Raw genomic sequence first — 12,191 nt, forward strand, 5'->3', positions numbered from 1 at the left:
TTTTATATAATTCTTTACAGAATTATTATTTTTTAAAATTTTATATAAGTCCGTATTTTAGAGTAAATGCATTTTTATCATAAAAAAATGAAAGATATGCATATTTTGTGTAATTTTGATTTGTCTTTTTGACAAATTCACAATTATATCACTTTAAAATAAAGCTATATGGATGCAACTTTTGCAACTGGAAAGGACCTTCAAAAAATGGATCCAGTTTTTGGACAACTATCATTTAATGATCACGAACAAATTGTATTTTGCAACGACAAAGATACGGGTTTAAAAGCAATTATTGGTATTCATAATTCAGTTATGGGACCTGCTTTAGGAGGTACTAGAATGTTTGATTATGCTAACGAATGGGAAGCGTTAAATGACGTTTTACGTTTGTCTCGTGGAATGACGTATAAAGCAGCAATCACAGGATTAAATATTGGTGGAGGTAAAGCAGTTATCATAGGTGACTCTAAAACTAAAAAGACACCAGAGTTAATGCGCAAATTTGGTGAATTTGTTCACGGATTAAGCGGACGTTACATTACTGCTGAAGATGTAGGAATGGAAACGAGAGACATGGATATTGTAAGAGATGTTACTCCTTATGTAACAGGTATCTCTGAAGAAAGAGGTGGTTCAGGTAATCCTTCTCCTGTAACTGCTTATGGAGTGTACATGGGAATGAAAGCGGCTGCAAAACATAAATTTGGAACAGATTCACTGGCTGGAAAAAGAATCTTGGTTCAAGGAATTGGACATGTAGGAGAAACTCTGGTAGAATATTTGACAAAAGAAGGCGCTGTTGTAACTATCGCTGATATTAATGAAGAGAAATTATACGAAGTAGGAAGTAAATACAACGCTACCATTTATACTGGAGCTGATTTATATACTGCTGATGTAGATATCTACGCACCATGTGCAATGGGAGCAACAATTAACGATGCAACTATCGATAAAATTAAGGCTAAAGTTATCGCTGGAGCTGCAAATAATCAGTTAGCAAACGAGGATATTCACGGTGCTAAATTGCAAGAACGTGGCATATTATATGCTCCAGATTTCTTGATTAATGCTGGTGGAATTATCAATGTTTATGCTGAATTAGCGCATTATGGTAAAGCTGAAACCATGACAAAAACAGAGAATATCTACAATACTACGTTAGAAATTCTTGATTATGCTGTTGCAAATAGCATCACTACACATCATGCTGCACTTAAAATTGCACAAGATCGTATTGATCAAAGAAAGCTAGAAAACAGTAAAAAATAATTCATTATAGTTAGCTAGTATTCCGTGTGGTGCTTTTAAATTGATTACAAAATTGTCAATATAAGAGTGCTTACACGGAATGCTTTTTTAAAATAAGCATTTATATATTTTATTATAAAAAATGAAATTCTTATTTTTGCACCCTAATTTAATAAAAGTTCTTACAAGGTGGTAAATAGAAGACACATTCGCGTGAAGGTGATGCAATCCATTTATGCGATGCATCAAAATGGTTCAGATAACTTAGAGAAAGAAGAAAAATTTCTTTTCTACAGTATCGACAATATTCAAGATTTATACCTTACGATGATTTCTTCCTTAATGGAAATCTGTAAAAAAGAGGCTGAGTTTTTACATAAATCAAGCCTTAAACACCTTGCAACTCCGCAAGAACGTAAACCTAATGAAAAATTTGTAAAGAATAGTATCTTTCAAATTCTTGCCGAAAACAATTCTTTAAGTATTGCTTTAGAAACAAGAAAAATTGATGCATGGACTCTTCATGAAGATTATATCTCGTTGTTATTGACTGCCATTAAAGCAAGTTCATATTACATCGACTATATGAGTAAAGAAGGTTCAACATTTGAAGAAGATAGACAGCTTATTGCAAATCTTTTTGGTGAAGTTATTGCTCCTAATGAAAAGTTATATGAGTTCTTAGAAGATGATCAATTAACTTGGATAGATGATATTCCATTAGTAAATACGCAAATTTTAAAGCAGCTGAAATCAATGAAGCCTATCATGGATGATGATTTTACTGTACCAAAAGTGTATAAAGATGCAGAAGATAAAGCATTTGTAAAAGATTTGTTTCGAAAAACTATTTTGAACGAATCAGAACTTGCAAAAGAATTTGTAGACAAAACACCAAACTGGGATAGCGAAAGAATTGCTGAGGTAGATACAATCATTTTGAAAATGGCTATCTGCGAATTTTTAAAATTCCCATCAATTCCAGTAAAAGTTACTTTAAATGAATATTTAGAGCTTGCAAAAGAATACTCTACTCCAAAAAGTAGTATTTTTATCAACGGAATTCTAGATAATCTAGTTAAAGAATTAGAATCGAATAAAAAAATGCAGAAAACCGGTCGTGGTTTAATGTAATATTAATAAACAAAAACAGAATTTAAAACTATGGAAAACTTAACTCAATTTGCGCCTTTTATTTTAATGTTTGTAGTAATCTATTTCTTTATGATTAGACCACAACAAAAAAGAGCAAAAAACGAAAAAGAGTTTGAAAGCACTTTAAAAGTAGGGGATAAAATTATTACTAAAAGTGGTTTACACGGAAGAGTAGCTGAATTATCAGAAGGTACTGTAGTTATTGAAACTATGGCTGGAAAGTTAAAAATGGAGCGTTCTTCAATTTCAATGGAAATGAGTGCTGCTTTAGCAAAAAAATAATTTCAGTATTTGAAATAAAAAAAACCGATGTGCAAACATCGGTTTTTTTTGTTTTTATGAACTGCATTTCAGTCTGAAAATAAAACTACTTCCTTTCCCTTCGGCGCTCTGTACTTCGAGCGTGCCATCATGAAGATCAAGTATTTTTTTAACAATAGCTAATCCTAATCCGGTACTGTTTTTTATATCACTATAATTATCAGATCGGTAGTATCTAGCAAAAATACGTTCTCGATCTTTATCAGGAATACCAATACCATTATCGCTTATCGAAATCTTGACATGATCGTTGTGGCATTTCTCTGTAACAATAGTGATGTGTCCGTTTTCAGGCGTAAATTTAATCGCATTGTCAAGTAAATTTTGAATCACTCTTTCGATTAAAGAAATATCTGCAAATACAGGTGCTAATTCTTTCGATAAAAAAGTTTCGATTGTGATGTTCTTTGTCTTAGCAATAAGGTTGTATTTAGTACCAATATCATTTACTAATTCACTGATGATAAAATTTTCTTTCTCTGGTTTTATTTGGTTTGCTTCTAATTTTGATAATTCGAACAATTCATTTACCAGTTTTTCTAACTTTTCTGAGCTCTTACTCACCGTGTCGATGTATCGCTTTCGTTCTTCGGCAGATATCGAGTTTTCTTTAATTTGCAATGTTTCGAGGTAGCCTCTAATGATTGCTATAGGTGTTCGTAAATCATGAGAAACATTGGCAATTAATTCTCTTCTTAAGTTTTCTACTTCTTTGAGCTTATTAATGTTATTCGTTAAAATGTCGGCCATTTCATTGAAAATTTCTGCTAATGGTTTTTCGCTTCCAATGGTTTTTAAATCAACTCTAGCGGTTAACTCCCCTTGCTTAAATTGCTGCATGACATGAAGAATCTTACTGTAATTTCGAGTAATAGTATTAATAATTAGAAGCCCAATTGCAAAAGTAAAAAATAAAGTTACTCCCATGGTTCGGTAGCTAATTTGCAGTAAGTAGCTAGTGAAAAGTGCGTCAGTATTTGGTTTCTCCTTCTCGCCATTTAAAACGACATAAATATAAGCGTACAGCATATTATTCATGGTTAAGGGGTGCGCAGAGAAAGCTTTTTGGGTGGTAGGATTTAGCGGATCATCTCCCTTAATAAATTTCTCTTCTTTATCATTTATAAATGTTTTTATAGGTGTTAGATTAACAGTAGTCGCTACTAAATTCTTCTCTGGTGGATACCATGCTAGAATTTTCCCAGCAGGATCAACAAGATATACCTCAAGATTGGGATTGATTGCTCTTACGTGGTGGAACATTTCGTTAAGAGCGGGCTTGATAACTTGGCCATTATAGAAAGGAGTAGAGTTCTCTATAATATTTTTAGCAGTATCTCGATTCAAGCGTTGGTCTACTTCCTCTAAATATTCTGTAGAATATTTATAACTAATGTAAATATGAACAACACCTACAGTTGCAAGGAGAAAGAAAAAAACTACCGATATTTTCCAAAATAATGGATTAAACTTTTTTTGTTCCATGGTTATATTATTTCATCTGAAAATCTGTAACCAATACCCCAAGTAGTTAATATAAATTTTGGATTGGTTAGATTGGATTCTATTTTTGTTCGAAGGCGGTTAATATGTGAGTTCACCGTATGCTCGTATCCTGAAAACTCATAACCCCATACTGTGTTTAACAGTGTTTCTCGAGAGTAACTAATACCAGGATTAGACATGAATAAGTGCAGCAAGTCAAACTCTTTAGGGGTAAGATCTACTACTTCGTCTTCTAGCGTTACCTTTCTTTTTAGCGTATCCATCGTTAAATTATGGCGTTGTAGTATTTCAGGTACGGGTAGGGGTTCAGGAGTAGACATTTCGTTGCGTCTAATTAGCGCTTTTACTCTTGCTATAAACTCCCTGATACTAAATGGTTTTGTCAAGTAATCATCGGCTCCTGTTTCTAGACCTATGATTTTGTCAATTTCTTCACTGCGCGCCGTAAGCATCATGATAGGTGTGGTATTTTTTTCGGCTCTAATGCGTTTGCATATTTCGATACCGTTGATATCTGGTAACATTAAGTCTAAAATGATAACATCATAATGATTTGCTTTCACAAGATCTAAGCCGTCAAAACCGGTGTATGCCTTTGTTAATTCAGCATGGATGTCTTTCAAGTGAATTTCAACGAGTTCAACAATGGCAGGATCGTCTTCGATAATTAAAATGTTTTTCATATTCTTTATGGTTACGTATTGATGCGCGCTAATGGGAGTAGGATGATAGTAATGGTAAAATACAACTATTTATTTTATTTAAACAAAGCTTTTATTTTTTTTGGTAGACAATCCCAAAGGAAAGAATGTTGTTAGCGTAAACATTTTTTGCCTTTACTATGGCACTGTTTGTATTAAAATATTGAGCAGTGATACCAAAATTTTTGCCTAATTCATACATTCCGCCTACTGATACGGCAGTGTAGGTCGTACCGTCTCCTCTAATAAAATCTGCAAATTGAGGTCCTTTACCTACGCCTGTTTGTATGATTAGCTTGCTATTTAACCACAACTTGTCGAATGCTTTGTAGCCTGCTTCAACTCCAGATTGAAACTGGTTTTGAAAATCACGCTCTTGATATTTCGTTCTATAATTGAAAGCGCTAAACGCACTTGCGTATAATTTTGAAGGTATAAAAGAGTGAGAAACAGCTAGTGTCGTCCACACATTAAATTCGCCATCTCCTGATGGTAAGTTAATTTGATCTAATGGGTTTTGCTTGTTAGTAGCAAAATTATTGGCTTTACCAGTAGGTAATTCTGGAGCGATAGAAATAGATAACGGAAACGATTTTTGAAGTAATTGGTACTTTAGCTCTAATCGCACATCACCAAAACCGCTAACGTTATTTGTGGTTTCGTAACCATTTTGTTTAAATAACGGGATAGATGTAATTGCTGTTAAGCGATCAGTAATTCCGTACTCACCATAAATGGAAGCTGCTTTTTGAGAGAATTCACTTGTTTTGATGCTTTTTCCATCGTTGTTTCTAAAGTCGGTTGATTTATACGAACTATAATCTAATTTAAAGAAGTAGTCATTTTTTGCTTTTGTCCAGCCACTTTGTGCATTTGTTTGTATCGATAAGGTAATAGCAAATAGTAAAAATATAGTAGAAATTTTTTTCATGTCGTGTGATTTTATTTTAAAAACAAAAGACATTGATAGCGTAATCAATGTCTTTTGTTTGAAGAAAGTTTATTTTATTTTAATAACCCATTTCCAAACGGTATGTTTGCAGAACCACACCATACGATTACGTAATCTAAACCTGCAGGTATTGCTCCGTCAACTTTGTAAAAAGCCTCACCGTTTTTACTAACAATTCCAATTAATTTTAAATCAGGATTTCCTGTTCCTGGGCTTGCTGTAAAAGTAGCTGTTCTTGACAGGTAAATTGTTGCAGTACCAGTTCCTAGTTCTGTTGTAAAATCTGAACCTAAGTGTACAAAAGTAGTGTTGCTGTTATCGACACCAGTTTCAATTAAACCTTTTGTAGGTGTGCCATTTTGAGCTGTTAGAGTTCCTGCTTTTGAAACAGTAAAAGCGCCTACTGGACTTGCTGTGTCTACTTGTACTTCTACAGTTTCATTGTTGTCAGAAGAACAAGCAACAGTTGAAATTGAAACTAAAGCTAATGCGATCATTGTAGTAAAAATTCTTTTCATAATTCTAATTTTAAGTTTGTGATTAATTTCATTGATGCAAATATCATCGAGAAGTATCACGAAAATGTTCTGAAAGAATAACAAAAGAATATTTCTCACATATTACAGTAAAAAAGCCTGCATTAGCCGAGATTTTGAATAAAAAAAAGCCAATCAGTACCTTTACTGATTGGCTTTTTGTAGGATTAAAGTAAAATAATTGAGAACTATTTTTTCTTTTTTTCTTTAGGAATTGGTAAACTGTAATTAGGCAAAGCTGTTAATTCAGCTATTTTTACAATTACTTCAACTGCTTTTTGCATGCTTTCTACCGGTACATACTCGTATTTCCCATGAAAGTTGTGTCCACCAGCAAAAATATTAGGACAAGGTAATCCCATATAAGAGAGTTGGCAACCATCTGTACCACCTCTAATGGGTTTAATTAACGGCTTTATGTTTACTTCTTTCATTGCTTTTTCGGCAATATCAACAATATGTTTTACAGGAACTACTTTCTCCTTCATGTTGTAATATTGATCGTTGATTTCAGCAATTACAATATCTTCACCAAATTGCTTAGCAAATTTTTTATTGATTTTAGCAGTAATTTTTTCGATTTTATCTTTGCGTTTTTCGAATTTTTTCTTGCTGTGATCTCTTATAATAAGCTCGAGTACGGTTTCTTCAATGCTTCCTTTTAAGTGGTGCACATGATAAAAACCTTCATAGCCTTTTGTTTCTTGTGGTGTTTCATCTTCTGGTAATGCATTGATAAAGTCATTGGCAATAAGCATCGAGTTGATCATTTTACCTTTGGCATAACCAGGGTGCACACTTTTACCTTTGAAGGTGATTTTAGCTCCAGCCGCATTAAAATTTTCATATTCTAATTCTCCTATCTGACTTCCGTCCATAGTGTATGCCCATTCAGCACCAAATTTCTCTACGTCAAAATGATGTGCTCCACGACCAATCTCTTCATCTGGTGTGAAACCAACTCTAATTTTTCCGTGTTTGATCTCAGGATTGTTTATTAGGAATTCCATTGCCGTAACAATTTCTGTAATTCCTGCCTTATCATCAGCTCCTAATAGTGTAGTACCATCAGTGGTGATAAGCGTTTGTCCTTTGTATTGTAGTAAATCTTTGAAATAGCTTGGAGATAAAATGATGTTTTCTGCAGCATTTAATACAATGTCTTTACCGTCATAGTTTTCAACAATTTGTGGCTTTACATTTGCTCCCGTAAAATCAGGAGTAGTATCAAAATGCGCAACAAATCCCACTGTAGGTACTTCGTGCTCCACATTGCTTGGAAGCGTTGCCATGATGTATGATTTATCATCAATTGTAACATCTTGCATACCAATTTGTTTCAACTCATCTACAAGTTTATTGGCTAGATCCCATTGCTTTGCAGTACTTGGAGTAGTTGTTGAATTTGGATCTGACTCAGTGTCTACCGTTACGTAACTAATGAAACGATCAATAATATGTTGCATAAAATATATATTTGTATTGAGTAACAAAGATAATATTTATTTATAATTGAGGTGTTAAAACAGTCATTAAGGTCGCTTAATTGCCGCTGTATTCTTAATTAATGCATCATTTGAGCGCCCTCTGTGTTAGAACTAGCAGCGCCATATTTAATCACACCTACATTTATAGTGCCGTCTGCTTTTATCAACATCATAAAGGCATTGTCATATTCTTGATCAGCGATCGCTTCTACAGGTCTCGTTCCTCCAAGGGCTTCCATTGTTTCAAGAACAGTATTAGAGTGACCTACAATTAAAATTGTTTTGTTCTGGTCTTCTTTTATCACTTTTGCAGCAAATTCTTTTAGTTTGCTAGCGTCATAAATTTGTACGGGAATTTTATTTAAAGTCGCCGTTGGTTGCGCTGTATTGCGAGTTCGCTTATAATCTGTGCTATAGGCTACATCTACACCTGTGTCTTCTAATTCTTTTGCAAGAACTTCGGCTCGTTGTATTCCTTTTTCGGTTAGTTCTGGATCACGTTCTTTAGGATTGTCTGTCATTTTTTCGGCGTGGCGTACAAGAACAATTCTCAATTCGCTATTTGACTGTCCAAAAACTGTTATCGAAGCTAAAAATAAAAATAGACAAATAAATTTTTTCATGGTTCAAGTTTTAGAATTGCTAATTTATCGTATAATATTTAAAATTGAGCACTTTAGGCTCGGTTAAATGCGTGCTTTCTTTTTTAGACTTTATTATTTATTTATTGAACAGATAATTCTATTTTTGCACACACAACTAAAAAGCTATGTACAAACAACTTATTCGCCCATTATTTTTTCTTTTCGATCCAGAGAAAATTCATTATTTTACTTTTTCGCTGGTTCGTGCTACGTCAAAAATCCCTGGTTTTGCGGCACTGTATCGTTCGATCTATCTTGTAGACGATAAACGATTAGAACGTGAAGTATTTGGTTTGAAATTTAAAAACCCAGTAGGTTTAGCAGCTGGTTTTGATAAAGATGCTAAATTGTACAAGGAGTTATCTAACTTTGGTTTTGGTTTTATCGAAATAGGGACTTTAACTCCTAAAGGACAAGATGGTAACCCAAAGCAGCGTTTATTTCGATTAAAAGAAGATTCAGCGATTATTAATCGAATGGGTTTTAATAATGGAGGAGTTCTTGAAGCTGTCGAAAGGCTAAAAGCCAACAACGGTGTACTAATAGGAGGAAATATTGGTAAAAATAAAATTACAGCCAATGAGGATGCTACAAGCGATTACGAAATATGTTTTGATGCTTTATACGATTACGTTGATTACTTCGTAGTTAATGTTAGTTCGCCAAACACGCCAAACCTACGTGCACTGCAAGACAAAGAGCCATTGACGCAGTTGTTACAAACATTACAAAATAAGAATGTGGCTAAGCCAAAGCAAAAACCTATCTTGTTAAAAATAGCTCCCGATTTGACAAATGAGCAATTGTTAGATATTATAGATATCGTTGCCGAAACTAAAATTGCAGGAGTGATAGCAACCAATACTACAATTAGTAGAGAAGGGTTGCAATCAGTTAATAAAAGCGAAATGGGAGGTTTGTCTGGAAAGCCTTTAAGAGATAGAGCCACTGAAGTGATTCGCTTTTTATCTGAAAAAAGTAATAAAGCGTTTCCTATTATAGGAGTAGGAGGGATACATACTGCCGAAGATGCTTTAGAAAAATTAGATGCAGGTGCAAGCTTAGTGCAATTGTATACTGGTTTCATTTATGAAGGTCCAGCCTTAGTGAAAGCAATTAATAAAAAGCTTCTTGAAAAGATGAAGTAACTTTTACCAACATATAAAAAAGTCTGTTATGTAATTCATAACGGACTTTTTTTGTTTAATGAGATAGTGTAGTAAATAATAAACCAGTTCCCAGTGCAATTCCAAAACTAAGTAAAGTTCCTATAAGCACATATTCAGTTAATCTACGATCTTTAGCTTCCTTTAAATCGCCAAAACGAAAAATGGATTTAGCTGCCAATAAAAACCCAATCGCTTCAAAATGACCCGTTATAATAAAAGTAAATACAAACAGTCTTTCTAATATTCCTATATAATTTCCTGCGTTAGATAGCGAACTCTCTTTTTTGTGTTTGTTCTCTGGAGTCCAGATCGAAATTGCATTTTTAATTAAAATAGAGCAGGGTTTAGTCAAGAAAACGGCTGCTGTAATTAAAAGGAGATTGGTATTTGTGAATTCTAAAAAGTGTAAAGTACTATTTGTATACAATTGAAAAACAGCTACAATAGTAAGTAGGTGCGCTACTTGATCCAGCCAGAAATATAGTCGTTTCGTTTTGTTTTTTTGAAATTTAAGTTTAATAAAATCTATGATACCATGTATTATCGCTAGGCTAATTCCAAAGGCTATAAAATCTGTGTTTCCCACAATCACGCAAGCCAAAAAAGCATGCAAAGCAATGTGATAATACAAGTACTTGCTATGGTGTTTTTTTATCTCTTTATCAATAACCCAAGAGGTAGGTTGCAGTAGGAAATCGCCCAAAATGTGCGCCAAAAACAATTGTACTAATAAAATCATGCGTTGAGTAATTTTATTTTTTTTCGAAAATAATTATCTAATGCTAGAACGAGATCAAATTTTGTACGGCTTTTTCGTCTACTTACTGCAGCTTGGTTAATTTGTAACAGTCGTCCAATTTCTTCTTGAGATAATGTTGGGTTTTGTAAGGATATTAGAACAAATTCAGCTGACTGTACCAGCCACGAATCCATGAAGCTCAATGATAGTTGCAACATTAAATTAAGTTCCTCGTTAAGTGAATCACTTGCTGTAGCGATGGCCAAATTGATTTTTTGCCTCTTTAAAGTTTCAAAAAGTTCTCCAGAGTGTATAAAAGCACTCCCGTTACTCTCAGAAATAGACTGCCCATTGTACTTTTTATCACCTATACCAATCGCCATTCGGGCATCGAGCTTTATGCTTCTTAAATACGATTTAATTAATAAAGCATAGTGTAAGGATAAGCTAGGATCGCTTATCTCAATTTGAAACTCGTCTCCACGATAGATTTCCCAGACATCGGGAGTGGCTCCTATAGTATTTAATAGTGCTTTTAAGCCTACTATCCAATCTGTAGAATCTTGCTTTCGTGAATTGATTATGTCTCCAGTAATGATGCTTGTCATACCCAAATATAATTAAAATTTTAATCTAAAGTTAAAAACGTATCGATGTAAATATATTACATATTTATGTAATATTATATGTTATTACGTTATTATGTAATATTGCGAATTATTACGTAAATTGGAGATCAGTTAAAAATAATAAAAATTAAATAGAGATATTTAGTAATCTTAATTGTTTTTCTATCTTTGAAGCTATATGAAGCAAGTAAAAATTATAGAATGTCCTCGTGATGCAATGCAAGGTATCAAGCCGTTTATTCCTACAGAGAAGAAGGTTGCTTATTTGCAAGCATTACTGCGTGTTGGTTTTGACACCTTAGATTTTGGTAGTTTTGTATCTCCAAAAGCGATTCCGCAAATGATTGATACAGCAACAGTACTATCACAATTAGATTTATCACAAGCAACCAGCAAGTTGTTAGCGATAATTGCTAACACCAGAGGAGCCCAAATGGCAGCAGAACATCCCGAAATTCAGTATCTAGGGTTTCCATTCTCTATTTCTGAAAACTTCCAAATGCGTAATACACATAAAACAATCGCAGAATCGTTAGTTACACTTACAGAGATTCTAGAAATTGCAGATCAGTCAAATAAGGAAGTAGTTGCTTATTTATCTATGGGATTTGGAAATCCTTATGGCGATCCTTGGAATGTAGATATAGTAGGAGAGTGGACTGAAAAAATGTCTACTATGGGTGTGAAAATATTGTCATTATCTGATACTGTGGGCAGCTCCACTCCTGATGTAATTAATTACTTGTATTCAAATTTAATTCCTCAATATCCTGAAATGGAATTTGGCGCGCACCTGCATACTACAGCTGATAGTTGGTTTGAGAAAGTTGATGCCGCCTATACAGGTGGATGTAAGCGATTTGACGGTGCCATTCAAGGTTTTGGTGGTTGCCCTATGGCCACAGATGACCTAACAGGGAACATGCCAACAGAGAAATTACTATCCTATTTTACGGCAAACAAAGTAACCACAAACCTCAATCCGCTTAGTTTTGAGAGTGCATATAACGAAGCTTCTAAGTTATTTGGGGAATACCATTAAGCGATAAAGGCTTAAAATCTTAATGCAAACTTTAATTATAACGTTTTATAATGCTA

The 12,191-nt window shown here is 33.9% G+C and carries 13 protein-coding genes; 5 read left to right on the forward strand and 8 right to left on the reverse strand.

What is annotated here, in order from left to right; genetic code table 11:
- Positions 1–168 precede the first annotated feature (168 nt).
- The 3 genes from HNQ00_RS12175 (at position 169) to yajC (ending at position 2,691) form a co-directional block, all read left to right on the forward strand.
- On the forward strand, positions 169–1,275 hold the full coding sequence (locus HNQ00_RS12175; protein ID WP_173838778.1) for a Glu/Leu/Phe/Val family dehydrogenase: 1,107 nt from the start codon (positions 169–171) through the stop codon (positions 1,273–1,275).
- A gap of 201 nt (positions 1,276–1,476) precedes the next feature.
- Positions 1,477–2,388, forward strand: coding sequence for a transcription antitermination factor NusB (nusB, locus tag HNQ00_RS12180; protein ID WP_173838879.1), 912 nt, complete (start codon positions 1,477–1,479; stop codon positions 2,386–2,388).
- Between the two features lie 30 nt (positions 2,389–2,418).
- Positions 2,419–2,691: a preprotein translocase subunit YajC gene (yajC, locus tag HNQ00_RS12185; RefSeq protein WP_173838779.1), complete on the forward strand. Its 273-nt coding sequence runs from the start codon at positions 2,419–2,421 to the stop codon at positions 2,689–2,691.
- Between the two features lie 54 nt (positions 2,692–2,745).
- Here the strand turns inward: yajC and HNQ00_RS12190 are convergent, their stop codons facing one another.
- The 6 genes from HNQ00_RS12190 to HNQ00_RS12215 all read right to left on the reverse strand — a co-directional run bounded on the left by HNQ00_RS12190 (position 2,746) and on the right by HNQ00_RS12215 (position 8,535).
- Complete coding sequence (locus HNQ00_RS12190) at positions 2,746–4,215, reverse strand: sensor histidine kinase (protein ID WP_173838780.1); 1,470 nt, start codon at positions 4,213–4,215, stop codon at positions 2,746–2,748.
- Positions 4,216–4,217: 2 nt separating this feature from the next.
- Positions 4,218–4,919, reverse strand: a complete 702-nt coding sequence (locus tag HNQ00_RS12195) for a response regulator transcription factor (protein ID WP_173838781.1) — start codon at positions 4,917–4,919, stop codon at positions 4,218–4,220.
- Positions 4,920–5,010: 91 nt separating this feature from the next.
- The gene (locus tag HNQ00_RS12200) at positions 5,011–5,868 is read right to left on the reverse strand and encodes a transporter family protein (RefSeq protein ID WP_173838782.1); all 858 of its coding nucleotides are present in this window, start codon (positions 5,866–5,868) and stop codon (positions 5,011–5,013) included.
- Between the two features lie 74 nt (positions 5,869–5,942).
- Entirely contained in the window at positions 5,943–6,407 is a 465-nt protein-coding gene (locus HNQ00_RS12205; protein WP_173838783.1) for a DM13 domain-containing protein, read from the reverse strand.
- Positions 6,408–6,613: 206 nt separating this feature from the next.
- Complete coding sequence (pepT, locus tag HNQ00_RS12210) at positions 6,614–7,891, reverse strand: peptidase T (RefSeq protein ID WP_173838784.1); 1,278 nt, start codon at positions 7,889–7,891, stop codon at positions 6,614–6,616.
- 98 nt (positions 7,892–7,989) lie between these two features.
- Positions 7,990–8,535 (reverse strand): phosphoglycerate mutase family protein, encoded by a 546-nt coding sequence (locus HNQ00_RS12215; RefSeq protein ID WP_173838785.1) that lies wholly within the window; start codon positions 8,533–8,535, stop codon positions 7,990–7,992.
- A 146-nt stretch (positions 8,536–8,681) separates the two neighbouring features.
- On the opposite strand from HNQ00_RS12215, the gene HNQ00_RS12220 reads away from it, so the two are divergent.
- Complete coding sequence (locus tag HNQ00_RS12220; protein WP_173838786.1) at positions 8,682–9,704, forward strand: quinone-dependent dihydroorotate dehydrogenase; 1,023 nt, start codon at positions 8,682–8,684, stop codon at positions 9,702–9,704.
- Positions 9,705–9,759: 55 nt separating this feature from the next.
- On the opposite strand, the gene HNQ00_RS12225 is transcribed toward HNQ00_RS12220, so the two are convergent.
- Complete coding sequence (locus tag HNQ00_RS12225; RefSeq protein WP_173838787.1) at positions 9,760–10,464, reverse strand: DUF3307 domain-containing protein; 705 nt, start codon at positions 10,462–10,464, stop codon at positions 9,760–9,762.
- Positions 10,461–11,072: a hypothetical protein gene (locus tag HNQ00_RS12230; protein WP_173838788.1), complete on the reverse strand. Its 612-nt coding sequence runs from the start codon at positions 11,070–11,072 to the stop codon at positions 10,461–10,463. The genes HNQ00_RS12225 and HNQ00_RS12230 overlap by 4 nt, the downstream gene beginning before the upstream one ends.
- Positions 11,073–11,271: 199 nt before the next feature.
- On the opposite strand from HNQ00_RS12230, the gene HNQ00_RS12235 reads away from it, so the two are divergent.
- Positions 11,272–12,135 carry a beta/alpha barrel domain-containing protein gene (locus HNQ00_RS12235; protein ID WP_173838789.1) on the forward strand — a complete coding sequence of 288 codons (864 nt, stop codon included), beginning with the start codon at positions 11,272–11,274 and terminating at the stop codon, positions 12,133–12,135.
- Positions 12,136–12,191: the final 56 nt, after the last annotated feature.

The sequence above is a fragment of the Flavobacterium aeripolare genome (assembly GCF_013294025.1).
Lineage (GTDB): Bacteria > Bacteroidota > Bacteroidia > Flavobacteriales > Flavobacteriaceae > Flavobacterium.